The organism is Streptomyces antarcticus (assembly GCF_026627255.1).
Lineage (GTDB): Bacteria > Actinomycetota > Actinomycetes > Streptomycetales > Streptomycetaceae > Streptomyces > Streptomyces antarcticus.
This window is the reverse complement of the sequence record NZ_JAPNLM010000003.1, coordinates 1-26,059: the sequence shown is the minus strand read 5'-3', so window position 1 is coordinate 26,059 and position 26,059 is coordinate 1. Positions and strand designations below refer to the sequence as shown.

The following is a 26,059-nucleotide window of genomic DNA, read 5'->3' as shown; positions in this document are numbered from 1 at the left end:
GTCCTCCTGCGTGTCAGGGCTGGGAGGTGGGGACGGGGTTGCGGTCGTTGCGGTTGTCGGCGAGGACGACGATCAGCGAGGCGAGCAGTGCGATGCGCGGGGCGATGGAGTCGGTGTCCAGCCATTCCTCGGGGGTGTGGTCGGCTCCCCCGACGGGGCCGAGCCCGTCGAGCACGGGTACGCCCGTGCCGGCGATGGTGTTGGCGTCGCCGACGCCGCCGGTGGCTGCGGCCCCGAATTCCAGGCCGAGCTTGCGACCTTCGGCGCGGGCGAGTTCGAACATGCGGTGGCTCGCGGGGGTGTCTTCCATGGGTGGGCACAGGTCGAGTTGCTGGACATGGGCTGTGGTGCCGGACACTTCGGTACGGCTCGCCAGCTCGTGGATGGACGAGCGGATGCGCTGGAGTGTGGCGGCGGTGGCGCCGCGGACCTCGACGTGGAGTTCGGCCTGCGAGGGCACGATGTTGGCCCGGGTGCCGGCGCGGACGATGCCGACGTTGACGGTGGCGTCGTCCCACTGCCCGTTGAGTGCTTGGAGGCCAAGGGTGAGGTGGGCTGCGGCCAGGGCCGCGTGGGCACCCCGTTCGGGTTCGATGCCGGCGTGCGCGGCGCGTCCGGTGACGGTGATGAGGAAGTCGGCGACGCCTTTGCGGGCGATGACGATGTCGCCGTTCTCCCGGGCACATTCCAGGGCGAGGGCGTAGTGCATGTCGCGGGCGGTCTGCCGGGTGACTTCGCTGCTGCCGGGGGAGCCGATTTCCTCGTCGGGGGTGGCGAGGAATACCAGTTCCGCGTACTGGTGAAAACCGGCTTCTTGGAGGATTTCCAGGGCGGTGAGGCCGGCGAGGAGGCCGCCCTTGTCGTCGCTGACGCCTGGTCCGTGGGCCAGGGATCCGGCCAGGATGAAGGGCCGGGCTGCGGCGGTGCCGTCGTCGAAGACGGTGTCCATGTGGCCGGCGAGGAGGATACGTCGCCCATCAGCGGAGGCGGACAGGCTTCCCTGTTTGCGGGCGACGAGTACGTCGCCCAGGGAACGGCCACGGTGTCGGGGCACTTCAGTGCGCTCGGTGGTGAATCCGATGCGCTGCAGGCGAGCGTCGAACCATGCGGCGACACGGTTGACGCCGTCGGGGCTGTAGGACCCGGAGTCGATGGCGACGAGGGCGCTGAGGTCTGCCAGGTACTCGCTGTGGCGGGCGTCGGCCCTGCTCTGCAAGGCCCGCGCGTGAAGCTGCCGGCCGAGGGTGGCGGTCACAGGACCGCGGAGAGGAAGGCGCGGGTACGGTCCTGCTCGGGCTCGACGAGGACGTGGCGGGGGTCGCCGGCTTCGACGACAACGCCTTCGTCCATGAAGACGGCGGTGTCGGCGACTTCGCGGGCGAACCCGATTTCGTGGGTGACGACGACCATCGTCATGCCCTCGGCTGCCAGGTTGCGCATGACGTCGAGGACGTCGCCGACCAGTTCGGGGTCGAGCGCGGAGGTGGGCTCGTCGAACAGCATCAGTTTGGGTTTCATGGCCAGGGCGCGGGCGATGGCGACGCGCTGCTGCTGTCCGCCGGAGAGCTGCGCGGGATAGTGGTCGGCGCGATCGGCGAGACCGACCTGCTCGAGGAGGCGGTGTGCTTCCTGCGTGGCTTGCACCCGTGGGATGCCGGCGACGTTGACGGGGGCTTCGATGACGTTCTGCAACGCGGTCATGTGGGGGAAGAGGTTGAAGCGCTGGAAAACCATGCCGATGTCGCGGCGCCGCTGGGCGATCTCGGGCTCGCGCAGCTCGTGGAGCTTTTGGCCGTGTCGGCGGTAGCCGACGAGGTCGCCGTCAACGGTCAGTGTTCCCCCGTCGATGCCTTCTAGGTGGTTGATGCAGCGCAGAAAGGTGGATTTGCCCGAGCCGGAGGGGCCCAGCAGGCAGCAGACCTGTCCGCGCTCGACGGTGAGGTCGATACCTTTGAGTACTTCGAGCTTGCCGTAGTTCTTGGTGACGCCCTTGGCCTGCACCATGGGTGTGGTCATCGGCCGGCCTCCTTCTTGGTGCGGCGTGCCAGCGTGGTGCTCGTGGTGCCGAGCATGCGCTGTATGACGGGGATGTTCTGGCTGCGTGCGGAGCCGCGGCCGTAGCGGCGCTCGAGCCATGCCTGCGGGATGCTGAGCAGGGAGACGAGGGCCAGGTACCAGAGGCTGGCGACGACGAGCATGGGGATGACCTGGTAGTTCTGGGCGTAGACCTCTTGGATGTTGGACATGAGGTCGTGGGCGCCGATGACGGAGACCAGGGCGGTCATCTTGAGCATGTTGATGGTCTCGTTGCCCATGGGCGGGATGATGACGCGCATGGCCTGGGGAAGGACGATCCGCCTTGCGGTCAGGGCCGGACGCATTCCGAGCGAGTGGGCTGCCTCTGCCTGGCCCGGGTCGACGGACTGGATGCCGGCGCGGACGATTTCCGACGTGTAGGCGGCTTCGTTGAGGCCGAGGGCGAGGAGGGCGGCTACAGCGGGGGTCAGGACGCTGTTGGTGTCCCACGAGATAAAGGTGATGCCGGTGAACGGCACACCGATCTTGATCTGTGAGTAGAGGGCGGCGGCGTAGCCCCAGAAGATGATCTGGACCAGGAGCGGGGTTCCGCGGAAGGCCCAGACGAACAGGGAGGACATCCCGTAGAGGATGGGGCTGCTGGAGAGTCGCATGACGGCGATGACGGTGCCCAGCCCCAGGCCCAGGGCCATGGCTGCGGCGGTCAGCCACAGGGTGGTTGCCAGGCCGTCGAAGATGAGACCGGCGAAGAGATAGTCCCCGACCACGTTCCAGTGCAGGTTGTCGTTCTTGGCCAGGGATCCGACCAGCCCGACCAGGGCTGCGATCGCGGCCGCTGCGGCGATCCAGCGGCCGTAGTGGCGTAGCGGTACGACGTTGAGGTTCTCGTCCGAGCCGTGCAGGTCCGGTTTCATGTCCGCGTGGGAGAGGGTCGCCATGGATCAGTTCACCGACGCATTCCTGGTGGCTTCCGTCACCGCGATGGAAGCGACGCCGTACTTGTCGCAGATCCTGTTGAGGGTTCCGTCGTCGATGAGCTGCTGCAGTGCCTTCTGGATGGCGTCGGTCAGCTCCGGCAACTTCTTGGAAACGGCGATGCCGTTCGGGGAGGCGTTGTAACCACCGAGAGCCGCCGGGTCATCCACCAGGTCGAACGCCTTGCCGTCCTCGGCGGTCTTGGCCGTCCATCCGGCTGCGGGCTTGGTCAGGACGTCCGCGACGACCTTCCCGGCGCGCAGGGCGAGCTGGGCGTCGGAGTCCTTGGGGAAGGTCTGGATGCCGATCTCGCCCTTGTCGATGGCCTTGCACCGGCTCTGGTGCGCCTTGAGGAGGTCGAGCTGGTTGGTGGCGGCCTGGACACCCACCGGCTTGCCGCACAGGTCGTCCAGTGTGGCGATCTTCGCGGGGTTGCCTTCGGCGACCATGATGCCGGAACCGGACTGCGAGTAGTCGACGAAATCGACGACCTTCTGCCGCTCCGCGTTGTCGGTGATGGCGGACATCGCCACATCGAACTTGCCGGCCTGGATGGCGGGCACAATGCCGTCGAACTTCTGCGGGGTGAAGGCGAACTTCACCCCCAGCTTGACCCCCAGTGCTTGGCCGAGATCGTAGTCAACGCCGGTGAGCGCGCTCTCGCCTTCCTTGACGAACATCTCGAAGGGCGCGTACGGCACATCGGTCGCCACCCGCACCGTTCCCGACTCCTTGATCGCGGCTGGAAGCGCGTCGTGGAGCGCCTGGTCCTTGGTGATCGCCACGCCGGCGACCTTCGTGTCGCTTCCGCCGACAGCTGAGCCGGGGTTCGAGTCCGAACAGGCGGTCAGTGCGGCCAGCGCCGTCGCCGTACCGAGGACCACCGCTAGGGGGCGAGCGAAATGAGCGTTCATCAGGTCGAACCTCTCCAGTCGGGCCGACGGGAGTGCTCGCCGTCGACTACAGACAGGGAAGTTACAGATGCTTCGAAATCTTGGCTAGATGTATCGCTCATTACGTTCATGTAACGAGCGGAACAAGTCATGTGGCCAACGGCTAGCAGCTGCCCTAAGACCAGGTTGTCCAGGAGGGGGCGGCTTGATTTAGCGATTCCCGTCATACATCTATCGCTCAGATTGCTTGGCTTGTAAGTTCCGGTACCACATCGCCGTCCGGCCTAGAAGCCCGCCGCCCATGGCCCGCTTCTCACGCGGCGCTGTCGGGTCCTGCCTGCCAGCGGGACCTATCCCCGAACCCCGGAGACCTCCCATGAGAACCAGAAGTCTGCGCCCAAGCCTGGCCCCCGCCGCCCTCGCGCTGCTCACCCTCACCGCCACCCTCGCCACGGCCGGCCCCGCCGAGGCAGCCGCCACGCGCATCCGCCTGGGCAGCGCCTCTGACGTGAGCCGCACCTCCTGGCAGGGCCCCGCCTTCACCATGAACGGTGACGGCAAGATCCTCGCCGCCCCGATGGCACGCGCCATCGATGCCATCCGCGGGGGCACCGGCAGCCTGGACGTCGTCGTCCTCAGCGGCTCGGCGCCCACCTCAGGGAGCAAGACCCCCGAGTGCGACACCGTGATGCCCCTGACGGGTGTCAACTCCTGTACGACCTGGACCCTCACTGCCGCAAGAGACGGCGACAGCAGCCAGGTCAACACCGACATCCGCAACGCGGAGTTTGTCTTCTTCGCCGGCGGCGACCAGTGCCGCTACGCCGCGTGGAAGGGCACCGCACTGGAGGCGTCGGTGGAATCGGTCGTCGCCAAGGGTGGCGGCTCAGGCGGAGGCAGCGCCGGTCACCACATCAACAGCCCGGTCGTCTACGACGCCTGCAACGGCAGCGTCACCACCCCGGAAGCGCTCGCCGACCCCTACGACAGCCATATCTCGTTCACCACCGGCATGTTCGAATGGGCCGACTACGGCAACGTCATCAACGACTCGCACTTCGTCACCCGCGACCGAATGGGCCGCACCATGGCGTTCGTCGCCCGGGCCATCAAGGACGGCCGGACCACCGCCGGCAAGGCCTGGGGCGTAGGAGTGGACGAAGGCAGCTCCCTGTACCTCGACAGCTCCGGACTGGCCACGCTCTACGGCAAGGCCGCCTACATCGTCCTCGGCGACCACCAGCCCGAACAAGCCACGCCGGGCAAGCCGCTGACCTTCTCGAACTACAAGATCTGGCACCTGAACACCGGCCAGACATACGACTTCAAGAACCGCCCCACCTGCGGCTACTACCTCCGCAGCGTCACCAACGGCGTCGCCGACACCAACCTCTACAACGGAACGGCGCAAACCGACTGCGGCACACCGCCCAGCGGCACCACCTTCGCCGAAACCGAAGCGAACGACACCCGCACCACCGCCAATGACGCCACCGCTCTCACTCCCCCCGCCACCCTCACCGGCAGCATGCAGTCCACCACCGACCGGGACTACTTCCGGATCTCTCTCGCCTCGAACCAGAAGCTCAGCGTCCAATGCGCGGTCCCCGACGCTTACGACGCCGACCTCTACCTGCTCGGCTCCACCGGCAGCACCCTCGTACGGTCGGTCCACGACGGCGCCGGCACCGACGAAGCCCTCACCTTCATCACAACCGCCAGCGGCACCTACTACCTCGACGTCGAGGCCTACAACGGCTCGGGCACCTCGACCTACAACTGCGTCGTGAGCACCGCCTGACCATCAGCCGGTGCCGGACAACCGACCGGCACAACCGCACTCACATGGCCGAGCCGATCGGCAGCTACCCCGCCCTGTTCGCACTGCTCTCGGCGCTGTCGATCATCGCTGCTGCCACAACCCATGGCACCCGCCCGCGCGTGCCATGGCCCAACCTGACGTTCCCCGGGCGAGGTCGCCCCGAAGTGAAGGAGCTGATGGGGGGGCACCCTCGCGATCGACTACTAAAAGGAGGGCGGCTACGACCGCCAGACGTGGAACCGGATCTGCGACGGGCTCGCACACGAGGCGATGAACCTGATGACGGCGCTGTCCGCTCCCGCCCACCCGTACCTGGCCAGGGACTGCGAGCGGGCCGTACGGGAGGCAGCCGGCATCAACGCGCGCGAGGGCGGGATACGTGCGGCGCTCCAGCAGCAGGTCGCCAAGGGGCTGCTGATGTCCGTGCTCACCGTCGGCCGCCAGACCATGGTCGAGCCCGAGGAGTGGCCGGACGAGCTCCCCGCCGCGGTGCTCGGCGCCGCGCGGACCTCGAAGCAGATCAAAGCCGATTCCACGGCGAACCTGCGCGACTAGCGACGGTGGGGTGTCCGGTCCGCCAGTTCGGGCTCGATGGTGAAGGCGCCGTCGGTGTGGTAGAAGAGCCGCAGCAGCCGGGCCAGCGCGTGCGGGACCGCACACAACCGCAACTCAGGGCCGGCGGTCTTGGCCGCGCGGGCGGCGTCCAGCAACGCGCCGAGCCTGGTGCAGTCGCAGAACGACAGGCGGGAGCAGTCCACATCGACACGCTCATGACGGCTCAGGGCATCGCAGAGGGTGTCCCGGACGGCGCGGGCGCTGCACCCGTCGAGTTCTCCGGCCACCGGTCCCGGCAGCTGCCGGGACCGGTGGCCTGGACGCTCACGTGGATCGTGTCGTGCACCGGCGCCCCCTTTCGACTGCGATGCCGCGTCCGTGGGTGGGCCGTGCTTCAAGCAGACTCCCTGCCAGGGCCCTGTCCGCCCTCGGCCGGGGCCGGGATGCGGCGTGCGGCCGGTTCGCCACGGTGAGTCAGTGCGGCAGGCGGACGCGGGTGGCTCCGCCGCGGCCTCGCAGGGGCGGTTACCCGGCGCCGGAGATGGCGGTGCGGGCCGGACGGGGGCGCAGGATGCCGTCGGCGGCCGGCAGGCCGCCGGGGCGATGCGATGATCTTGAACGGCCGGGCCCCGCCCGGTGGGTCTGGCTGGGGAGAACCTCGGGGACGTCCGAGTCGTTGGGCACAGGGAGAGGCGCTTTTGTCTGGCGGGACAACAGCGCCATCGGATGGAGGACGACCGTGTCTCAGCGTTACGACTGCTGCTTCGCTTCCGAGCGTGCCGTTGGGCTGGGTGAGGCTGCCGCGGCGCTGCGGCGTGGTGAGCTGGTCGTGCTGCCCACCGACACCGTGTACGGGGTGGGCGCGGACGCCTTCAGCCCCGCGGCGGTCTGCCGGCTGCTGGACGCCAAGGGCCGGGGGCGGAACATGCCCTCGCCCGTACTGGTCGGTGGCCCCGACGACTTGGACGGCCTGGTCGAGAATCTGCCCGAGCAGGCACACCGGCTTGTGGACGCGCTCTGGCCTGGCGGGCTGACGCTGGTCGCCCACCACAAGCCGTCGCTCGAGTGGGACCTGGGCGAAACCGGCGGCACGGTAGCCCTGCGCATGCCCGCGCACCCGGTCGCCCTGGACCTGCTCAACCAGACCGGGCCGCTCGCCGTCTCCAGCGCCAACCTGACCGGCCAGCCCTCCCCGCAGGACTGCGACGCCGCCCACAGGATGCTCGGTGATACGGCGGCCGTGTACCTGGACGGCGGCCCGACACCCGCCGACGTGCCGTCCTCGATCGTGGACATCACCGCCACCTCCCCCGTCCTACTGCGCGCCAGGGCGATCAGCGCCGACGAACTCCGCAAGGTCGCGCCCGGACTTCAGCAACGCTGAGACCCGGCGTCAGGGCGCCGAGCCGACCAGCACGTCCTCAAGGCCGCGGACGGTGACCAGGCGGGCGGTGCCGTCCGCCAGCCGGTACGACAGCCCCACCACCGCCACCCGCCCGGCGTCGACCGCATCCCCGAGGACGCGGGAGCGATCCAGCAGCAGGTCGACGGTGTGCCGTATGTGCCCGGCGATGAAGTCCGCGTCGTCGGTAAGACCGGCGACGCGGGCAGCCAGCACGCTGGGGGTGACCCGCTCGATCACGTCCCGCACGTAGCCGCCTGCCGCCGTGCCGTCCTCGACGGTCGCGCGGGCGGCCGCGACGGCGCCGCACGCGTCGTGGCCGAGCACCACGACCAGCGGGGAGGCGAGCATGCTCACGCCGTATTCGATGCTGCCCAGCACCTCCGGGCCCGCGACGTGACCGGCCGTGCGGACCACGAACAGATCGCCCAGCCCTCGATCGAAGATGATCTCGGCGGCCAAGCGGGAGTCGGAGCAGCCGAAGACCACGGCGAACGGGTTCTGGGCCGGGACGACCTCGGTACGGCGGGCGGCGTCCTGGTTCGGGTGCTCCGGCGCGCCGGCGACGAACCGCTGGTTGCCAGCCATCAACATCTCGAAGGCTTCACGGGGCGTCAGGGTCTGGGTGTTGGCCATGGCGAGCAGAATACGACCCTGCTCCGGGCGCGGCGCTGCCAGGGCCGGCCGCTGCCGAGGCGTCGCACGCGGTCAGGAACCAGCAGACGGCACCCCCAGCCGCCGGCCGATGGCCTCTTCAGCCTGGGCCCTCAGCGCGCAACGCACCTTGTCGACCCCGTACGGCCAGCCCACACTCTGGACCGGCACGGCCCCAGGGCCACCACGATCACGAACCCGCTGCTCACCATCCGCCGTCATGCCACGCACAACGAAGCGAGCCTCGTACACGCCGTACACCAGACGGGGGAACGGGCATGCCTGGGCCGTCACGGCATTGTGGCGGCCTCGTCCGCTGCCTGTGCGCCAGGCACCTCGCTGGCCTCGGCTGGCGAAGATTTCCGAGGTGCACCAGAAGCAGGTGTGGGAGCTGACATACCTGTGCGACGCGCCGGAGAACGAGGCTCGGGCGCGAGCCTGACCGTGGTCTTGGGGAACCGCGTTTTCGCCTGGCGCGCCTCATACCAGCTACCGGGAGACAGGGGTCAGTATGAGGGCCTCTCGGACCCGGTGTCCGGGGGGCGGAGGAAGGGGAGGCCCGTTGATCACCACGGAGGTCGAGAGCTGTGGAAGCACGCTCTTGATCGGCGTCAGCGGGGATCTCGACGCGGGCGCCGCGGCGATCCTTGCCCGGGCACTGGACCAGATCACCGTGCACGAACGGGTCCTCATGATCGACCTTCACGGTGTCGCGTTCATGGATTCCACCGGCCTGCTGCCGGCTCGCACCGGAGGCGAAACGGTTTTCTGCTCCATGCCCAGGTCCAACGAACTGGGACCGCCGATGTGGCGGCGCGTGACCGTTCCGTCATTGAACCGATGCCGTGAGAGCGGCAGGCCCGGGAACGACGACGGCCCCTGCCGGTTGGGCCATTTCAGGTGGCAGGCGGCTGTTGAGGCCGTCGTGGCTGTCGGCGCTCTCCTCGTCGAACCAGTAATCGCCGGCCGCGAGGTAGCGGAAGGAGTGCTCGCTCTTGCCGGGCAGGGCGATGGTGACCGCCCGGGTGCCGTTGCTGCGCGGGGTGAGCGTGTGGGTGCCGGGCTGCCAGTCGTTGAAGTCGCCCACCACGCTGACCGGGCCGGGCGGGGTGTCGGCGGGCAGGACGAAGGTGACCTCGGTGCGGTCCTTGCGCGGTTTGCGCTCCAGCATGGCGGTGCACTCCTGACAGCAGGGCGGGCGGGGGATCCCGCTCATCCTCGGCACCGGAGACACGGTCCGCATTCCGACGCAGCCGCCCCGGTCTCGCGACATCACCCCTGCGCCACGATCCATAGCTGAAATGGTGCGAAGGGTAACTGTCCGTGTGAGCGTGAGAAATGAGGCTTTACCCCCGCATCAGAGGAGTCGCCGTCATGGGCGGTACGCAGGACAAGCGCCAGGAGCCGGGCAAGGGCCGCGAGGAGCAGGAGCGCCCGCAGCGGCCCGGCCAGGACCCGGTCCACCCCCAGCAGCCGGGCCAGCCGTCCCGCGGCAAGAGCCCCGAGGAGACCAAGCGGCGCCACGAGGAATACTCGCTCCACGAAGAGCGAGACCTGCGCGACGAAGAGCTGTAAAGCAGAGCAGTACCCCACGCACGCAGAGCCCGGCCGGTTCACAGTCACCCGGGCCGGGCTCTGTCACGTCCCGCCCGCCGTTGACCGGCAGGCAGGCCCGCCTGCTTGTCAACGGCCATTGTCTTCGATTGTCACGCCCTGTAACTGCTACCGGATGATGAGATCAAGCTCGCTCTGGAGAAGGGTGCCGGCCGGTCGCGCGTCACCCACCCGGGGAGAACCCTCAGGACCGACCGCCCGAAAGTGGCGCGGGAGGGGCGTCCAGGCTGGTGTGGGCGGGCATTGCGGGGCAGGCTGAGAAGTGCACCGGCTCGGTCACACCGCAGTGCGAAGGGAACCGGGAAGCCGTCTACGTGGATACCAGCACCGATGAGCCGGCCATGGCCACCGTCCAGGTTGGGCTGCCCACCCGGCGTCACCTGGTCTTCGTCCCGCTGAACGCTGCGATCGTCGGGCCCGGCTACCTCAAGGTCGACTACGACCGGTCGCTGGTGAAGAACTCCCCGCCGATCGGCACGGACGACGTCCTGCCCGCCGAGGACGAGGCCGCGGTCTTCTCGCACTACGGCCTGTCCTACCAACCCGGCGCGAACGGTGAGCGGCAGCTCGCCCGCCGCTGACCAGACCGTCAAGGAGGTGCCTTGAGCCATGGCGCTCTTCCTGATCCTGATCATCGTGGCAATGGTGCTGGGCATCATCGGCGCTGTCGCCGAAGGGCTGGTCTATCTCCTGGTCATCGGCATCGTGGTGTTCGTCGCCGCCCTGGTGTACCCGGTCCTGCACATCCGGCGCTCCGGCCGGCATCACCGCACGCTGCGCTGACTCTCTCGTTGGAGAAGCTCGTCGGTCACAGCGGCTGCAGGCGGCCGAAGACTCCCCGCTGAGCGCCCGCCCGGCCCGGTCAGCGTCGTGGGCGACTTCAACCACTGGCAGCCCGGCGTCCACACCCTGCGCACGCGCAAGGACGGAAAACGGGCCGTCACGGTCGCGCTGGCGAGCAAGAGCACGCACTCCTTCCGGTATCTGGCCGCCGGTGACTACTGGTTCAACGACGAGAGCGCCGGTGACCAGGAAGGCCCCAACAGCCGCCAGCACACTTGATCAGCCCGACCGGCGTGACCGGCCGCCGCCTGTGTCGTTGAACCCGACAACACGCGCCGACGGCCCACACCCCCCGGGCAGGCGGCGCGGACGGCCCCCTGATTCCGCACCCGGCGTCAGGGGGCCCTGTTGTATCTACCCGACGGCCCTTGGGGCGGCTGACGTCGGCAGGCACCGGTTTCGGCCCGGGATGCTGGGTTGTGTTCTGCTCGGGGCGGTGACCTGTGGCGGGGGTAAAGGGGGAGCAGATGACGCACGAGTGGAGCGATCCGGCGGGCGGTGCCCCCGCAGGCCAGGCAGACGGTCGAACGGATCGTTGAAGCGGTCGAAGCGGGTGATGACCGCCGGATCCGGGCCCTGCTGACGGAGCTGGCCGAGGTCGCGGACACCGCGGCGCTGTTGTACCTGCGCAAGCGGCTCCTGGAGGGCCGGGAGGACTGACCGGCCTTTCGCGGCTGCCCGTACGGCGCGGAACCAACCACGGGATGCCGCTCCGGCAGCCCGGGCGCGGGCGCCGCTGACCCGAGGGCTCCTCCGGGCGGCTGGAAGGGGCCGCACCGGGGGTCTTTAAGAGAGCCCGGCCGGCAGTTACGACCCGGCCGGGCTTTCACACGGCGAACGCCGCAAATACAGCGGCCTCCGTGAAGGAGGCGAAGGCTCAGGCGGGGGTGATGTTCTCCGCCTGCGGGCCCTTCTGGCCCTGGGTGACGTCGAAGTTCACCTTCTGGCCTTCCTGAAGTTCGCGGAAGCCGGAGCTGGCGATGTTTGAGTAGTGGGCGAAGGCGTCCGGGCCGCCGCCGTCCTGCTCGATGAAGCCGAAGCCCTTTTCCGAGTTGAACCACTTCACGGTTCCGGTGGCCATGTGTCCTCCGAGGGGACTCGAAATCGGTCCCGCACCGTGCGGGAGCCGGAGGTGATCGCCCTGGTCCTCAGAGACTGTGAACAGCAAAGTCGCCCGTGAACGTGCGCTCACGGGCGACCGGTACTTCGGAACCATGACAGCTAGCGCTGACGCTACACGGACGGTCCTGTTCGCACCACGAGATCAGCCCGCGCCGTGAACCCAGCCGCTCTCGACGTGCCGCCTCCGCCGGGCGGCGGCCCACACGCCGCAGCCCTGGGGGCCTTCCCGCCAGGCAGCCGCTGTCGGAGGTACCGCCCGGGCGGGGCGAGAGAAGGATGGGAGGAGCGCCGACACGGGCGAGTGAGGGGCTGGAGCGCCGGGTCGGAGTCCCGCCTCAGTGGGTGAAGGAGGTCCGGTCATGGTCGCGTCCGAGGCGTTCCGGGCCCAGCCCGGCCCAGTGAGAGTGGTTCCCTCCGAGCAACGCGGTCTGCTGAGTTCTGAGCGTGGCCGCGGTGGTCCTGGACACCGCAGGGGCGGATCACGTTGTGGAGCCCCCAGGCCCAGGGCCTGTTCGGCCTCGGCTGCATGGCTGCTGCCGCATCGGTGACGTGCCGCACCTGATCGACGGACAGGCGCCGCAGGTCCCAGATCAACTCGATTCCGTCGGCCGCCTCCGACCCCGGATTCCAGGGTTCCTCGGACAGTGCGATGCCGGTCAGAGCAGCCAGGCCGAAGGTATGCCCAGCGAGGTCCCAAAGTCCGCGACAAGGTCCGGGGCGAGCAGCAGCGGCCCCAGCCATCCGGCACCACTCACTCAGACAGGCCGCACCAGACGCGGGCTCGGCCGCCGGCCCGATAGCACGGCGAGCCCCGAATGAAGTTGTTGTGCAAAATAGTGGAGACAAACTAAAGTAGCGAGCGTGTTCTTGCGCTTCATTCGGAAGTGCCTCATCGGGAAGGACCGGTGAACGTGAACCACGCACAACCTCCTTGGGCTGTAGACCTGTTCGGCAAGGACCGGGTCGACCTCGTACGCGACCGTCTCGGCCAAGCGCTCGTCGACATGCAGGAGAACGCTCGCGCCGCTCAACACGAGGGCGATGTCGAGAGCAACCACCCCTACGGCTGGACCCGTTGGCCCGGTTCGTACCGCCAGGTGGCCCGTCAGTTCGAGGACGTCGAAGGGGCGACAGTCTTCAAGCCGAACGGCTTCCCCTTCAACCTCGTCCACCTCGAGCGCGGGCTGCTCTACCCGTTCCGCTTCGCGACCGAGGACATCAGCGTCCACCAGGCGAAACTGCCCTCCGTTGGCCCGTTCGTCCGCGAGCTGTTCACCTTCGCCCCCGAGCCCCGCCAGGCCGCGCTCTTCGACGACGCGGATCTCGGCCACGGCCCTGTCGAGGTGCGACCCAAACTGGCGGCCCTCCCCGAAGGCACCCGTCTGGTGCTGGTCCCGTACGCCTGTAACCCCCATGGCCTGCTCAAGCCGTACTGGGGCGTGGCCTCCCTCCTCGACGATCAGGGCAGCCTCGACTGGGTCGTCGCACCCGAACCCCTGCTCCTGCCTGCCACGCCGACCCGGCGTAGGCTCAGCGCTGTTCCACAGCAGGTCGCGGCGCCGGAGCACGTCAGCTTCGACGCGGGCGACCAGCCCGTGCCGATCCTGTTCGCGCGGCCGGACGTGGAGGAAAAGCGGGATGTCCCGCCCATGACCGAGCCGGACCCGATCGAACCACTTGCCCACGAGGACGATGAAGACTGACCAGCCCCTGCTGCCCGGCATTGCAGAGTGCGGTGTGAGTCCGCGCGCCGTCTACGACGCCTTCGACCCGGTACGCCTGACTCAGGCCAGGCGCCTCGCGGGAATGACGAAGAAGGACGTGGCAGAGCACCTCGGCGTGACGCCCGCGGCAGTGGGTCAGTACGAGACGGGCGTGGCCAAGCCCCGCCCGGATCTCCTCCCACGGCTCGCCGCCACGCTCGACGTGCCGCTGCCCTTCTTCATCGCCGGCCGGCCCAGCAACCGGCTCGATGCCTCCATGGCGTACTTCCGGTCCTTGCGGAGCACGCCCAAGGCGCAGCGTGAACGCGCCCTCGCGTTCGCCGAGCAGGTGTGGGAGCTGACGTACGCACTGGAGAAGAGGGTCCAGCTCCCGCCCGTCGACCTCCCGGGCTTCGCAGGCGGGGAGGTCCACCCCGGGATCGATCTGCCTCGCGATCCGGCAGCGGCCGCGCGCGAGTTGCGGAAGCGCTGGAACCTCGGAGACGGACCGGTGACCCATTTGGTCAGACGCATGGAAGCCCACGGCATCGTGGTGGTCCTGCCGGCCGCGGACGAGGCGGCTCGCACCGTCGACGCCTTCTCCTCCCGCTCGGCCCGCCCGGTGGCGATCCTCACGCACAACCGCACCGACGATGTGTACCGCCACCGCTTCACCGCAGCACACGAGCTGGGTCACCTCGTCCTGCACAGTGACGCCACGGGCGACAGCAGGCAGGAACGCGAGGCCGATGCCTTCGCCGCGGAGTTCCTGACCCCGGCGGCCGGCATCGCACCGCTACTCCCCCGGCGCCTCGACCTGACTCAGCTCACCGAGATCCGCCGGGTCTGGGGGGTCAGCGTCGACTCGCTCATCTACCGCTGCCGCGAGCTGGGCATGATCTCCGACGCCACCGCGAGCCGCGGGTATCAGCGGCTGCGCGCGCTCGACGGCCAGCCCGGCTTCACCGCGGAGCCGGTCGATGGCTTCCCCGGTGAACAGCCCGCTCTGCTGACACAGGCATACGAACTCGCTGAACGCGAGAAGGGCCTCACCATCCCTCGCCTGGCCGATGAGTTGGGGTGGCACCCCGCTCATGTCCGCCGGCTCCTGGGCTCACCCGACAGCAGGCCGGTTCTGCGCATCGTTTGACACCCACCAGTCGGAGACACCTCTGAATCCACCGCGCGGCAAGGCGGCAGCAGGCCTTGCGCCGCCCTGTCGATCGCCGGTCCGCCCGGATAGGGCAGGCCGAAAACCCGCGCGACCTTGTCGAAGCACTCCCCGGCCGCATCGTCCACGGTGTCCCCGAGGTGCAGGATCGGATCGCGTGCTTACGCTTTGCAAGACAGGGCCCGCCCACAACAGCCAACTGCATCGGCGAACCTGCACCTGACCCGCCGCAAGGCCCCGTGAGATCCGCTCACTGGCATGCGAAGAGCCGAAGGCGTGGGACGACCAATTCTCCCCTACGCCGCCCGAGATTCAATCGCACACGGGCTCCTCGGCACCCCGGGCATGTTCACCGACTACACAATTCCAGTCCGGAAGATGTGCGACCTGAAGCCGGGCGGAATCGTGCCACCCAGGTATTCCGCTCCCGCAGGGATCGAACCGCATCGGTCTGCGGTGGCTGACTTACATCTACCGTCCATGCACTGTCACCACTCAGACCGATCTCGCGAGTTCGCCGGTCGGATCTTGGTCGCTCAGCTTGCCGGTAACCACCGAAGGCATCGAGGCCGGGCTTGTCTAAGTCAGCACCGACCCAGCACGGTTGAGGTTCCCAGGGGTGATGACGGGTGATGAGAGGTCAGCACCAGATCAGCACGGGGATGCAGGAGGGCCCCACCGAGAGGCGAGGCCCAAGCGCTTGACCTGCATGTTTGCGCTCGAATGAGCATTCATGATAAGGAATGCGTCAAAAAGGTGTGCAGGAATCTCATGAAATCGCCCTGACCTGCACGTTTACCCCTACTGCGCCTCAAAAGTCAGCACGAACCAGCACGGGGGCTCGCCATCAACGCTTGCCACGCTAACGCATGGCGCCCCCTGATCCGCCGCTCACCTAAGATCACCCCGAAAAAATTGGAGGACAATTTTTCACGCCGGCGATCCTTGCCGCAGCAGCACGCCCGCGTCGTACACGCTTCCGCAGTCCTGCGCAGTGGAACGGTGTCAGGGTGCGCCGCGACTGATGCTGAGCGAAGCCGTGGTCCTGCCTGTCCGAGAAGGAGACCGTCTTCGCCGTGGATGACCTGTTCGACGGAGCCCTGCCCGGTGCGTCCATCTCCATGCCGCTGGAAATCTGCCCGTCCGCTCCGGAGGCCATCGCGTCCGGGGCCTACGAGGGGACGGTCAGCATCACGCTGGCCCTGAAGTAGGACCCTGCCTGGCCCGGGCCCACTGCGCCGCCACCCTCAGCGACGCGGTTCGGGTTCGTGGGGGTTCCACTCCCTGAGGTGAGGCTTAAGCTCCTCCGGCGTGGGTTCACGTGTGTGGGGCATGCCTGGAAGCCCGCTCAAGGGGTCTATCGACTTTACATACTCCCTTGCCCACTCCAACCAGCGTCGGGCCGAGTCCAGTGCCGCCTCGTCCCCGGCGCCGTCCGACTCTCCGATACGACGTTCCAGAGCCATGCAGTACGCACTGAGAGCAGCCGCTTCTCGCCACCCCCCGGCCTCTTCACGCAGCACCTGGGCAAGTTGTTCACGAAGGGCTTGTTCCTTCGCCGCGTCCATGGCCGCCTGCCAACGGACCTCGCGTTCTGCCCTGGCCTGCCGCTCATCCTGCCGGCGGCGAGTGTCCTCGACAGCTCGCGCCTCGATCTCTTCAAGAATCAGGCCCAGGGCTTCTTCAAGTGTCCGGGTCTTCCGATCCCGCCAGCGACCAGGCCGACCGGTCAGACCATGGGCAAGCTCCACTACGAGACGAGCGGAGCGCTCCGGATTCGTGGACTCCGGGAACTCCTGCCTGGCGGAGACGGTGTACGCAAAGCCATCGACAGTGACGTCCACTCCGCCCTCGCGCCGGGAGGAGGATGACCTTGCCCGCCGCACCTCATACCCTCGCCGTACCGCCTCAGCCGCCAGGCCCTGCAACAGCAGAAGCGACCTACGGCGCAGCGCAGGCGGCATCATTAACCGACGCTCGTCGTCTTTGAGCGCAGCCACTACTGGATGCAGGTGACCCAGCCGAGCGGGGACAGGAACGGGCCCCCCGCCCACCTGCGGCCCCTGGCTCCGCGCGTTAGGATGCGGGCCCTCCGCAAGGAACTGCTCCAACCCCGGCCCGCCATAAGGGACCTTCTCGATGCGCTTGCCCGCCGGCTCCAGGCCGTGGCGCTTCGCGTAATTGACGACGCGCCGCCACTCAGCGACCTCGTCATCATCGAGATCAGCAATCCGGACGCGCCCCTCCGCGACGAGCCGCTCGATCAGTTCCTGCGCCTTAACCTGCTGGGCGCGCGCGATGGGCCGCTCGCTATAGGGCGACCGAGTTTTGGCAGGCTCCGTTGGCTCACCGCCATCGGCGACCGTAGATTCGTCGTCGATCATCAGGAGCCAACGATCCCGCATCGCGTCGGCCGAACGCCAGCCACTTGACATCAGGTTCGAGCGCCCTCGTCGACAACAGGGTGCCCGGGACGCCGTGCCGCCGTTCGATCCAGGTGACCCCCAGCACACAGGCTGCGCCCATGCCGCGCTGCCCTACCTCAATCGAGCAGTTCCGAAAGGGCACCCGCCAGCCGTGAGACTCCTCTGAGACTTCCGACGCCATCAACCGACACGAGCGTGGAGCAGTCCGTTCGCGCTGCTCAGAGGCCACCACCACGCCCCATCACGGCAGGTCACTGCGCTCGCTGGCCCCTTCCGGGACAACTGGCCATCAGAGACCAGCAGCTCCGCGCAGAGGCGCCCACCACCGGCACTCCATTGATCTACGCCACCCCGACAGGGCCTGGCCTGCTCAACAGGTCGCCTGAGATCCCGTCAGAACGAGCGTCAATGATCTCGTCGCGGTACGCCTGCCTCAGCAGCGTCATCCGGACCTCCAGCACCCCGCCGAGCTCCGCCAGCATCGCCGCCGCCGTGTCCACTGGCAAAACAGCAGGTCAGGCGTCCTTCGTCGCCCGCTCCAGGATCGCCACGTGGTGGGTCGCCAGAAATAGATCCAACGGAAAGAGGTGGAAGATAACCGCAGGTCAGGACTTTGCAACCTGGCTTCGCGACCTTAAGTGATGTGCGTCTCGGGCGCCGTGTGCGCGAACGTGACGCTGGTTTGCTGCTCATATCCGACCTGGAAAGCCGCAGCAGGAGCCACCGGCTTCGTGCGGGACGAGCACGGTCCCGCGGCACCGGAGGCCGGGTTGTCTGCGCCGCCCCCGGTCTGTAATCCAGGTCACCTCCGACCAACAGAACGTCACGCGCGCCTTCACCGAAGTCCTTCCCCGGTCCGCCGCCATTCGCGAGGCTTCCTCCGACGACCTGGCCGTTCAAGCCGCGAACGACCCGGTGAAATCCGATGAAGAAACCGCCGAAGCCTTCGCCGGTTCCTCCGAGTTGGTCATCGCGCTCGCAACACGCTCCGGCCGCAGGATCGCTCCGTGGGGCAGGACCGGCACCCGATCACCAAACTAACGACCCTGATCCCGCATCACGACGAGTCCGCGCAGAACACACAAGGCCGGTGCCGGCCACGTGGGGCCAGCCGAGTAGAGACATAGCCGCCCCACCGGGCTACGCGGGTCGCCGGACATCTCCGCGCCCAAGGCGAGAGCACCGAACCATATGTGTGCCTGCTGCTTGTCCAGCGTGATACGCCGCGAGTATGTTGACCAGCGGTGTGCCGGGAAGCCTGGTCGGCGGTTAGGGGCCGTGTGCCCGCCGTGCCGACTCTGGAGGCCCGCATGGTCTCGCCCGCTTTCCGTACCGAATCCCTGACCAAACGCTATGGCCGAGTCCTTGCTCTGGACGGCCTGGATCTGAGCGTCCCGGCCGGCGAGGTGTTCGGCTTCCTCGGCCCCAACGGCGCCGGCAAGTCCACCACCATCCGGCTGTTGCTGGGACTGGCCCGCCCCACCGCCGGCCGGGCGTCGATCTTCGGCACCGACGCGGCTGACGTCGCTGTGACGCACCGGCGCCTGGCGTACGTGCCGGCCGATGTGGCGTTGTGGCCCCAGCTGACCGGCGCCGAGATCCTTGAGCTGCTGGCGCGCACGGGCCCCGGCACCGACCGGTCCTACCGGGACGACCTGGTCGAGCGGTTCGACCTCGACCTGTCCAAACCGGGCCGGACGTACTCGACGGGAAACCGGCAGAAGGTGGCGCTGGTCGCCGCGTTCGCCACCCGGGCCCCTCTGCTCGTGCTGGACGAGCCGACCAGCGGCCTCGATCCGCTGATGGAACTCGAGTTCCGTCGTGCGGTCCGCGAGGCCCGGGACAACGGCCAGAGCGTCTTCCTCAGCTCCCACCAGCTCGCCGAGGTCGAGGCCGTCTGCGACAAGGTGGCGATCCTGCGTGCCGGGCGACTCGTCGACGTGGCCGCCGTGACGGACCTGCGACGGCTGCACCGCACCGAGGTGACGGTGTGTTTCACCGGCACGCCACCGGACCTGGCCCACGTGCCCGGCGTGCAGGCAGTCGAGATGACCGGCGCGACCTCCCTACGATTCACCCTCACAGGCCCCCCAGGGCCTGCGCTCCAGGAACTGGCGGCGGCGGACGTGGTCAGCCTCGCGGTGCGGGAATCCTCCCTGGAGGAAATCTTCCTCGGCTACTACGGCGGGACGCAGCGGTGAGGGCCCCCAAGCCGGCGGCCGAGCGCACCGACTTCGGTCGCGGGGCGCGCTTGGCGGTGACGGCTCTGGCTCTGCGCCAGATCAGGCGCGGAGCGCTCATCGTGACCGCTGTTGCGGCTGGGATGTCGGCGGTGGCGGTGGCCGCCCACCGAAGCACCGTCAAGGATCCGGCGGATGCCGCAGCACTGGAGGCACTGGCGGGGAACCCGGCGATCCGTACCCTGTTCGGCGAACCGGTGGCGCTGGATGACGCCGGCGGGTTCGCCGTGTGGCGTACAGGGACGGCCTTGGCGGTCGTGCTAGGGGTGTGGGCGCTGCTCGCCGCAACGCGGATCACCCGGGGTGAGGAGGATGCCGGGCGGTGGGATGTCCTGCTCGCGGGGCGGGTTCCGGTCACGACCATGGTGGCGCGCCACATCGTCGTCCTGGTATCGGTGTCACTCCTTGCGGGTGCAGGCGCGTTCGCCGGCCTGGTCGCGGCGGGTGCGACCGCGGGCGGCGCCGCGGTGCATAGTGCCGGCCTGGCCTTGTGCGGCGTGTTCTTCGCTGCGGCGGGCGCGATGACCGCCCAGGTGTTCGCGACGCGATCCTCGGCCAGCGGCGCAGCGGTGGCCGTCCTCGGCGTCAGCATGCTGCTGAAAATGGTCGGGGACGGTGTCGCCGCTTTGGGGTGGCTGCGTTGGCTGTCGCCGTTCGGCCTGACGGCGCTGGCACGCCCGTACGACGGGAACCGACTGTGGCCACTGGTGATCCTGGTGGTCGTCTGCCTGGCGCTTTCCGCCGGCGCCGCGGCCGCGGCCGGGCGGCGTGACATCCGCGGTGGTTACCTGCGCTATCCCTCCGGCCGGGGACCGCGGATGAGACTGCTCGGTTCCGTCCAGGCGTTCGCGGTGCGCCGGCTGGTGCGGCCACTGGCCGCCTGGTCGGCTGGCGTAGGCGCCTACTACCTGCTCATCGGGGTGCTGGCCGTGTCCATGACGGACTTCCTCGCCGACAATCCGCGGTTCGCTGATCTTGCCGCGCAGGCCGGCTTCGCCGGACTCGGCACCGTTCAAGGATACGCCGCCACACTGTTCGCGCTGCTGGCCGTCCCGGCAGGAGCTTTCGTCGCGGTCCGCCTGGCCACGCTCGCCGCCGACGAATCCGGCGGGCGGCTGACCCTTCTGTTCGCCCAGCCCCTCACCCGGGCGAGGCTGCTCATCGGCGAGATCGCCGCCGCACTCGGCGGCGTCATCCTCATCACCACCGTCGCCGGCCTCGCCACATGGACCGGAACCAAGGCCGTCGGTGCCGACCTCGATCTTCCCGACGCGCTGTCCGGGGCGTGGAATGTGCTACCGATCGCGCTCCTTTGCCTCGGCGCCGGTGTACTCGCGCTGGGCTGGGCCCCGCGCGCGGTCACCACCCTCGGATCGCTCCCAGCAGCTGGCGGATTCCTGCTGAAGGTCATCGCCGACACATCCGGATGGCCGGTATGGGTCGGCCAACTGTCCCCGTTCGCCCATCTGGCCGCCGTACCAGACGTCCCCGTCAACTGGCCCGCGGCCTTCCTGATGACGCTAGTCGCCACGCTCGCCGCAGCCGCTGGCGTCGTCGGCTACCGGCGGCGGGACCTTCGCACCTGACCGCACGTCGGGTGTGGACCTCGCCGCTGCGCCTCTCCACGCTGCCGAGCAGCGGCGCAGCCTCGAGCAGCGAATCAGGCTTGGACATCGGTACAGCGGCGGGGAACGACACTGCATAATGGGGTAAAAGTCACAAACGGTCAAATATATTCGCTCTTCGCTCATCAGGAGGCGTAAGCGATGGACCCTTGGCTGGTTTGGTTGATCACCGCACTGGTCCTTGGCGCGGCAGAGATCGTCACTCTCACCGCCGCACTCGGGTTGCTCGGCGGCGCAGCACTGGTCACCGCCGCATTCGCAGCCGTCGGCCTGCCCCTCCCCTGGCAGTTCTTGGTGTTCGCGGTCGTGGCGACGGTCGGTCTGGTGTTCGTACGCCCTGTCGCCCTCGGTCGCCTGTCCCCGCGGACGGAAGAGCGCTTCGGTGTTGACGCCCTCGTCGGCGGGGCCGCCTACGTCACTGCAGAGGTATCGAAGCTGGCCGGCAGAGTCCGTATCGGCGGTGAGGAATGGACGGCGCGCGCCTACGACGAGACGCTGGTGATCCCTCCCGGCACGACCGTCGACGTCATCGAGATCAAAGGCACCACCGCGCTCGTCTACCCCCGGGAGTGACCATGGAAGTTTCCGCGTTTCTCCTAGTCGGCCTGCTCGTCGCGGTGCTGGCGGTGTTCACCGTGGTGCGGGCGGTACGCATCGTCCCCCAGGCCCGCGCACGCAACGTCGAACGCCTCGGCCGCTACCACCGCACCCTGAAGCCCGGACTCAACGTCGTCATCCCCTACATCGACCGCGTCTATCCCGTGATCGACCTGCGCGAGCAGGTGGTTTCCTTCAAACCTCAGCCGGTCATCACGGAAGACAACCTGGTCGTCGAGATCGACACGGTTCTGTACTTCCAGGTCACCGATCCGCGCGCCGCAGCCTACGAGATCGCGAACTTCCTTCAGGCGGTGGAACAGCTGACCGTCACCACGCTGCGCAACGTCGTCGGATCCATGGACCTGGAGAAGACCCTGACCTCCAGGGACACCATCAACAACCAGCTGCGCGGTGTCCTCGACGAAGCCACTGGCAAGTGGGGCCTGCGAGTCAACCGGGTGGAGATCAAGGCCATCGACCCGCCGCAGTCCATCAAGGACGCCATGGAGAAGCAGATGCGCGCCGAGCGCGACAAGCGCGCCGCCATCCTCGGCGCCGAGGGCCAGCGCCAGTCCCAGATCCTCACCGCGGAAGGCGACAAGCAGTCCGCAGTTCTGCGCGCCGAGGGCAACCGGACCGCCGAGATCCTCAAAGCAGAGGGCCAGTCCCGGGCCATCGACGAAGTGTTCCAGGCCGTCCACCGCAACGACCCCGACCCCAAACTGCTCGCCTACCAGTACCTCCAGATGCTCCCCCAGCTCGCGCAAGGCCCGGGCAACACCTTCTGGGTGATACCCGGAGAGGTCACCTCCGCCCTACAGAACGTCACCCGCGCCTTCACCGAATCACTCCCCCAGTCCGCCGCCACCCGCGAGGCGTCCTCCGACGACCTGGCAGTCCAGGCCGCGAACGACGCGGCGAAAGCGGCGGAGGCCGCGGCCGAAGCCCTCGCCGACGCGGCGGAGGCCGACAACGGGCCTGCCAGCGCGCTCGCACCACGGTGTGAGGCCGGATGACGCGGTGACGAGGCGGCACTGCCGCCCGACCTGCCACTCCACTACACGTCGATCACGACGCGGCCAGCACGAGATGTGCCAGCGCCGGCTTCATTCACGGGAGATGCGCGAGCACAACGGCTCCAACAGGTCGGCGGCCTCGCCGACGCGACCGCTGTCGGGCCTACTCCTCCGGCAGGTAGCGGCAAAACGGGCCTTGCCCGAACAAGCGCTCGGTGGGCGCACCCGGCAGCTCCCCCGCGCACCGGCAAGTAGCCACGACGCCCCTGGCCCGGTGCCTCGGCCCGACCGTCATGGTTCGCGGCGTCCCCTTGCCGACCTGGCTGCGGACCAGCGCCTCCGCAGCCAGTCGCCGATCTCACCGAGAGCGGTCAGCAGAGCGGCGCTGCCCGCGCATGCCGCAAGGGAAGCGGGTTGGTCCGCTATCGAACTGATAGCCCAGATGAGCGCTGTGACCACCGCCCACCAAGCCGCCAGTGAGATGACTTGGATGCGCGTGTCATGCCGGTTCACCGCTCCCCTTCCTTCCTACTGGGACGCTGGACGGCAAGGGCAGCAGCGAGCACGGGAAGGGCAGCTGAGGCCCAGACGATCGGGTGCAGCCAGTAGGGCCCGTCGAGCCAGAGCAGCATCCACAGGGTGGCCGCACGCGTCCGCGACCAGGCCCATAGCAATCCATCCGGCCATCCGCAGGCCCCGGGGGTGGCCTGCCAGACAGGCCTCCGTACAGCGCAGCCACCACCAGGCCGCGGTCAGCCCCAGCCCGCCCAGAACAGTGCACGCCAGGGCGGCGGCGATGTCGTACAGCGGCGCCCCTTGGGGATCGCCGCCGGTCGCCTGGATCAGTTCCCGGCGGGAAACGGCCGTGATGTCACCGCGCCAGACGTGCGCGTTGACCTGGTCGCCGACGCGTAGACGCCGCAGGAGCGGCTCGTCGCCGTCGAAGTCCACGTGCCTTCTGCCATGGGCCTGGTCCTCGACCTTGGCCCAATAGCTGGCCCCGCGCCCGCCTTGGATGTAGATCTTCATCACGGTGTACGGCTCGGTCCGTACGCATTCCTCTTCAGGGAGCGCCCAGGGCGTGGTGCAGAGGAGGGCCGATGCGTAGGCGCGCTCGTCCTCGACGGTTCCGGGCAGCAGAGCGAACAGGACGGCGGCCAGCGCGACGCTGCTCAGGCCACCGAGGAGCGCCAGCACGCCCTTGGCGTGCGGGCGCCGCCGGCGCCGGGCACGTGTCCGCTCGCTGCGACTCGTCCTACGGGCGGGCACGGCTCGTCTCCCGGGCCGTGGTGACCGGCGGGTGGGAGGGCTTGGGCGACCCGGCGGGGATGCCGGCGAGGTCGTCGACGTGGAAGAGGCGGGCGATGGGGACGTCGGTGCTGCTGTGGGCGATGATCGAGAAGGCGATGCAGATCGCGATGAGGGTGTACGCCTCTTGGCCCTGGGGGATGCCGGCCTGGAGGACCAGCAGGCCGTAGACGACGGACGCAAAGCCCTTGGGTCCGAACCAGGCGGCGACCAACTTCTCCCGCCGGTCCAGCCGGGTCCCCAGCAGCGACAGCAGCAACGAGACCGGGCGGATCAGCACGATCGCCAGAACCACGGCCACGTAGCCGCCACACGACAGGTCGCCGAACAACTGCGGTGTGAGCAGTGCGCCGAAAACGAGTAGGGCTGCGAACTTCGCCAGTTCCGCCAGCGCCTCGCCGAGCGGCTCGAAGACGGTCTTGGCCTCCGGGGATACGGCGGCCAGGACGGCGCCGGCGGAGAACGCGGCCAGGTAGGGGTTGGCGTGCGTGAGGTGGCACAGCCCGTACAGGATGATCCCCGTTGCCAGCGGCAACAGCGGCTGGAGCTTGGGCTCCGCCCCCAGCAGCCGCAGCCGCACCAGACCGGCGACGACCAGGGGAAGCACAATTCCGAAGACGAGGCCGAGGCCGAGCTCCATCCCGATCATGGGAATGGACGCCTGTATCTGGCCGGAGGTCGGTCCGGCGACGGCGATGAGGATCAGGACCACCGGAAGGGCCAGACCGTCGTTGATGCCGCTCTCCACGTTCAGCAGCTGGCGCAGCTTCGCCGGCACTTCCTTGCGCCCCACGATGGCCGAGGCGAACACCGGGTCCGTCGGCGCCAGCACCGCGCCGACCAGGAAGGACGTAGTCCAGTCCAGCCCGACGAGGTAGTGGGTGATCAGTGCCATGCCGGCCATGGCCAGCGGCATTCCGAGCCCCAGCGCGCGGGCGGGGTTCTTCCAGTTCTCCCGCAGCTTCGGGAAGGAGACGTGCATGCCGTCGGTGAACAGCACCGCGAACAGGGCCAGGTCGGCGGTGACCGCCACGATCGGGCTGTCGGCGGTGATGTGGATCAATCCGAGGAACCCATCGCTGACCAGCGCCCCGCCCACCAGGAACAGCAAGGAGGTCGAGAGCACGGTTCGGGCGGCGAGCCCGGAGAACAGCACGGCGATCAACAGCGCCACACCGAAGACAGCGACGAGCACCATGACGGGAGCCCCCGATTCGAGAAGTGATGGTTCCGTATTCGCCGACCAGGCTGCCCGGCACGCCACCGGCTACTTTACGTATCCCTTACGCCGCCTTGACGGGCCTCTGACGGCAGTCCGGACGCTCGCACATTGCCGGACTCCGGCATGAACGTGTCACTTATCGGCCGTCTATCGTGGGCGTACGCATCAGAGAGGTGTCCATGAACGGAAATTCGCTGTACCACGGCATCGCGCTGGCGGTAGGCACACTGCTGGTGCTCCCCCTGGCGTTGGTGGTGCTCAACGGCTGGACGCCGCGCGGGCTTCGGGGGCGGCGGCTGGCCGTCCGCCCCTACGCATGGGCCTTCCTCTGCCTCTATGCCGTGATGCCACTGAACGCCGTCCCCCGCATGATCGACGCACCTTTGGGCGTCGTGATGGCCTGCACGGGTTTGGGCTTCGGATCCGTGGTGGTGGCCGCAGGGTGCTTCCTGCGCGCCGAACGGGCCTCCCGCTGCGCGAACTCGCGAGCGAAGGGTTGATCGCGATGCTTGAAGGCAGACTCCTTGGACGGGTGTGGCGCAACTCCACGGAACCCCGTATCGCGGTCGCCCTCGTGATCGTCGGTGCCCCTGTAACGCTGGCCGGCGCCTTGCTGTACGTCCTGCCGGGCCCCGGATTTCCGGTGCTGGTCATCGGCCTTGCCTCGCTCATCACGGGCCTGGTCATGCTCGGCTCACGGGCCGGCTCCGGCTGAGTAGATAGGGCGAGGCCCTCGGTGTGCTCCCGTAAGTCCCCTGGGGCCGTTCGGCACCCCGCCCGCGCTCCGTATGCCTGCATTCAAGGTCGGGCGGCAGCCGAAAGCGTCTGACG

27 protein-coding genes and 3 pseudogenes are annotated in these 26,059 nt (G+C 68.5%); 18 read left to right on the top strand and 12 right to left on the bottom strand.

Features of this window, described 5'->3' with window-relative positions:
• Positions 1-13: 13 nt before the first annotated feature.
• Genes OTB16_RS06110 through OTB16_RS06095 form a run of 4 tightly spaced genes read right to left on the bottom strand, consistent with a single transcriptional unit; the run spans position 14 to position 3,926 of the window.
• The gene (locus OTB16_RS06110; RefSeq protein WP_267718854.1) at positions 14-1,255 is read right to left on the bottom strand and encodes a M20 family metallopeptidase; all 1,242 of its coding nucleotides are present in this window, start codon (positions 1,253-1,255) and stop codon (positions 14-16) included.
• Positions 1,252-2,016, bottom strand: a complete 765-nt coding sequence (locus tag OTB16_RS06105) for an amino acid ABC transporter ATP-binding protein (protein ID WP_420717633.1) — start codon at positions 2,014-2,016, stop codon at positions 1,252-1,254. The genes OTB16_RS06110 and OTB16_RS06105 overlap by 4 nt, the downstream gene beginning before the upstream one ends.
• The gene (locus OTB16_RS06100; protein WP_267718852.1) at positions 2,013-2,975 is read right to left on the bottom strand and encodes an amino acid ABC transporter permease; all 963 of its coding nucleotides are present in this window, start codon (positions 2,973-2,975) and stop codon (positions 2,013-2,015) included. Before OTB16_RS06100 ends, OTB16_RS06105 begins: the two co-directional genes overlap by 4 nt.
• Before the next feature lie 3 nt (positions 2,976-2,978).
• Positions 2,979-3,926, bottom strand: coding sequence for an ABC transporter substrate-binding protein (locus tag OTB16_RS06095; RefSeq protein ID WP_267718851.1), 948 nt, complete (start codon positions 3,924-3,926; stop codon positions 2,979-2,981).
• 355 nt (positions 3,927-4,281) lie between these two features.
• Here OTB16_RS06095 and OTB16_RS06090 point away from each other — a divergent pair, with 355 nt between their 5' ends.
• The gene (locus tag OTB16_RS06090; RefSeq protein WP_267718850.1) at positions 4,282-5,706 is read left to right on the top strand and encodes a pre-peptidase C-terminal domain-containing protein; all 1,425 of its coding nucleotides are present in this window, start codon (positions 4,282-4,284) and stop codon (positions 5,704-5,706) included.
• Positions 5,707-5,997: 291 nt separating this feature from the next.
• Complete coding sequence (locus OTB16_RS06085; RefSeq protein ID WP_267718849.1) at positions 5,998-6,282, top strand: hypothetical protein; 285 nt, start codon at positions 5,998-6,000, stop codon at positions 6,280-6,282.
• Here OTB16_RS06085 and OTB16_RS06080 read toward each other — a convergent pair.
• Positions 6,279-6,569: an STAS domain-containing protein gene (locus tag OTB16_RS06080; RefSeq protein WP_267718848.1), complete on the bottom strand. Its 291-nt coding sequence runs from the start codon at positions 6,567-6,569 to the stop codon at positions 6,279-6,281. The two genes, OTB16_RS06085 and OTB16_RS06080, sit on opposite strands and share 4 nt — an antisense overlap.
• 452 nt (positions 6,570-7,021) lie before the next feature.
• Here OTB16_RS06080 and OTB16_RS06075 point away from each other — a divergent pair, with 452 nt between their 5' ends.
• Positions 7,022-7,666 carry an L-threonylcarbamoyladenylate synthase gene (locus OTB16_RS06075; RefSeq protein WP_267718847.1) on the top strand — a complete coding sequence of 215 codons (645 nt, stop codon included), beginning with the start codon at positions 7,022-7,024 and terminating at the stop codon, positions 7,664-7,666.
• Positions 7,667-7,675: 9 nt separating this feature from the next.
• On the opposite strand, the gene OTB16_RS06070 is transcribed toward OTB16_RS06075, so the two are convergent.
• The gene (locus tag OTB16_RS06070) at positions 7,676-8,320 is read right to left on the bottom strand and encodes a carbonic anhydrase (RefSeq protein ID WP_267718846.1); all 645 of its coding nucleotides are present in this window, start codon (positions 8,318-8,320) and stop codon (positions 7,676-7,678) included.
• 529 nt (positions 8,321-8,849) lie between these two features.
• On the opposite strand from OTB16_RS06070, the pseudogene OTB16_RS39455 reads away from it, so the two are divergent.
• Positions 8,850-9,062 (top strand): annotated as a pseudogene (locus OTB16_RS39455) (hypothetical protein); the annotation flags it as partial.
• 105 nt (positions 9,063-9,167) lie between these two features.
• Here OTB16_RS39455 and OTB16_RS06065 read toward each other — a convergent pair.
• The gene (locus OTB16_RS06065) at positions 9,168-9,509 is read right to left on the bottom strand and encodes an isoamylase early set domain-containing protein (RefSeq protein WP_324290775.1); all 342 of its coding nucleotides are present in this window, start codon (positions 9,507-9,509) and stop codon (positions 9,168-9,170) included.
• Positions 9,510-9,712: 203 nt separating this feature from the next.
• Here OTB16_RS06065 and OTB16_RS06060 point away from each other — a divergent pair, with 203 nt between their 5' ends.
• The 5 genes and pseudogenes from OTB16_RS06060 (at position 9,713) to OTB16_RS06040 (ending at position 11,455) form a co-directional block, all read left to right on the top strand.
• Complete coding sequence (locus OTB16_RS06060; protein WP_267718845.1) at positions 9,713-9,913, top strand: hypothetical protein; 201 nt, start codon at positions 9,713-9,715, stop codon at positions 9,911-9,913.
• A 332-nt stretch (positions 9,914-10,245) separates the two neighbouring features.
• A pseudogene (locus tag OTB16_RS06055) lies at positions 10,246-10,533 on the top strand (PRC-barrel domain containing protein); the annotation flags it as partial.
• A gap of 28 nt (positions 10,534-10,561) precedes the next feature.
• Positions 10,562-10,735 (top strand): hypothetical protein, encoded by a 174-nt coding sequence (locus tag OTB16_RS06050; RefSeq protein ID WP_267718844.1) that lies wholly within the window; start codon positions 10,562-10,564, stop codon positions 10,733-10,735.
• An 87-nt stretch (positions 10,736-10,822) separates the two neighbouring features.
• Complete coding sequence (locus OTB16_RS06045; RefSeq protein WP_324290774.1) at positions 10,823-11,014, top strand: early set domain-containing protein; 192 nt, start codon at positions 10,823-10,825, stop codon at positions 11,012-11,014.
• Between the two features lie 279 nt (positions 11,015-11,293).
• Positions 11,294-11,455: a hypothetical protein gene (locus OTB16_RS06040; RefSeq protein WP_267718843.1), complete on the top strand. Its 162-nt coding sequence runs from the start codon at positions 11,294-11,296 to the stop codon at positions 11,453-11,455.
• Positions 11,456-11,672: 217 nt separating this feature from the next.
• On the opposite strand, the gene OTB16_RS06035 is transcribed toward OTB16_RS06040, so the two are convergent.
• Positions 11,673-11,876, bottom strand: a complete 204-nt coding sequence (locus OTB16_RS06035) for a cold-shock protein (protein WP_267718842.1) — start codon at positions 11,874-11,876, stop codon at positions 11,673-11,675.
• Positions 11,877-12,828: 952 nt separating this feature from the next.
• Here OTB16_RS06035 and OTB16_RS06030 point away from each other — a divergent pair.
• Both OTB16_RS06030 and OTB16_RS06025 read left to right on the top strand, forming a co-directional pair.
• The gene (locus tag OTB16_RS06030) at positions 12,829-13,620 is read left to right on the top strand and encodes a hypothetical protein (RefSeq protein ID WP_267718841.1); all 792 of its coding nucleotides are present in this window, start codon (positions 12,829-12,831) and stop codon (positions 13,618-13,620) included.
• A complete protein-coding gene (locus OTB16_RS06025) occupies positions 13,610-14,770 on the top strand; it encodes an ImmA/IrrE family metallo-endopeptidase (protein WP_267718840.1) in 1,161 nt (386 codons plus the stop codon). Before OTB16_RS06030 ends, OTB16_RS06025 begins: the two co-directional genes overlap by 11 nt.
• 56 nt (positions 14,771-14,826) lie before the next feature.
• Here OTB16_RS06025 and OTB16_RS06020 read toward each other — a convergent pair.
• Positions 14,827-14,949: pseudogene (locus tag OTB16_RS06020) on the bottom strand (tRNA (adenosine(37)-N6)-threonylcarbamoyltransferase complex transferase subunit TsaD); the annotation flags it as partial.
• Between the two features lie 918 nt (positions 14,950-15,867).
• Between OTB16_RS06020 and OTB16_RS06015 the strand changes: the two are divergent.
• Positions 15,868-16,002, top strand: coding sequence for a hypothetical protein (locus tag OTB16_RS06015; protein ID WP_267718839.1), 135 nt, complete (start codon positions 15,868-15,870; stop codon positions 16,000-16,002).
• 36 nt (positions 16,003-16,038) lie between these two features.
• On the opposite strand, the gene OTB16_RS06010 is transcribed toward OTB16_RS06015, so the two are convergent.
• Positions 16,039-17,175, bottom strand: coding sequence for a hypothetical protein (locus tag OTB16_RS06010; protein ID WP_267718838.1), 1,137 nt, complete (start codon positions 17,173-17,175; stop codon positions 16,039-16,041).
• A gap of 1,352 nt (positions 17,176-18,527) precedes the next feature.
• Between OTB16_RS06010 and OTB16_RS06005 the strand changes: the two genes are divergently transcribed.
• From OTB16_RS06005 to OTB16_RS05990, 4 genes are all read left to right on the top strand, one after another.
• The gene (locus OTB16_RS06005) at positions 18,528-19,418 is read left to right on the top strand and encodes an ABC transporter ATP-binding protein (RefSeq protein WP_267718837.1); all 891 of its coding nucleotides are present in this window, start codon (positions 18,528-18,530) and stop codon (positions 19,416-19,418) included.
• A 101-nt stretch (positions 19,419-19,519) separates the two neighbouring features.
• Complete coding sequence (locus OTB16_RS06000) at positions 19,520-21,043, top strand: ABC transporter permease (RefSeq protein WP_267718836.1); 1,524 nt, start codon at positions 19,520-19,522, stop codon at positions 21,041-21,043.
• 180 nt (positions 21,044-21,223) lie between these two features.
• Complete coding sequence (locus OTB16_RS05995; RefSeq protein WP_267718835.1) at positions 21,224-21,655, top strand: NfeD family protein; 432 nt, start codon at positions 21,224-21,226, stop codon at positions 21,653-21,655.
• Positions 21,656-21,657: 2 nt separating this feature from the next.
• Positions 21,658-22,698 (top strand): SPFH domain-containing protein, encoded by a 1,041-nt coding sequence (locus tag OTB16_RS05990; protein WP_267718834.1) that lies wholly within the window; start codon positions 21,658-21,660, stop codon positions 22,696-22,698.
• A 528-nt stretch (positions 22,699-23,226) separates the two neighbouring features.
• Here the strand turns inward: OTB16_RS05990 and OTB16_RS05985 are convergent.
• A complete protein-coding gene (locus tag OTB16_RS05985) occupies positions 23,227-23,967 on the bottom strand; it encodes a hypothetical protein (protein ID WP_267718833.1) in 741 nt (246 codons plus the stop codon).
• The gene (locus OTB16_RS05980) at positions 23,954-25,204 is read right to left on the bottom strand and encodes a cation:proton antiporter (protein WP_267718832.1); all 1,251 of its coding nucleotides are present in this window, start codon (positions 25,202-25,204) and stop codon (positions 23,954-23,956) included. The genes OTB16_RS05985 and OTB16_RS05980 overlap by 14 nt, the downstream gene beginning before the upstream one ends.
• 203 nt (positions 25,205-25,407) lie before the next feature.
• On the opposite strand from OTB16_RS05980, the gene OTB16_RS05975 reads away from it, so the two are divergent.
• Positions 25,408-25,728, top strand: a complete 321-nt coding sequence (locus tag OTB16_RS05975; protein WP_267718831.1) for a hypothetical protein — start codon at positions 25,408-25,410, stop codon at positions 25,726-25,728.
• Positions 25,729-25,733: 5 nt separating this feature from the next.
• Positions 25,734-25,943 (top strand): hypothetical protein, encoded by a 210-nt coding sequence (locus tag OTB16_RS05970; RefSeq protein WP_267718830.1) that lies wholly within the window; start codon positions 25,734-25,736, stop codon positions 25,941-25,943.
• Positions 25,944-26,059 lie beyond the last annotated feature (116 nt).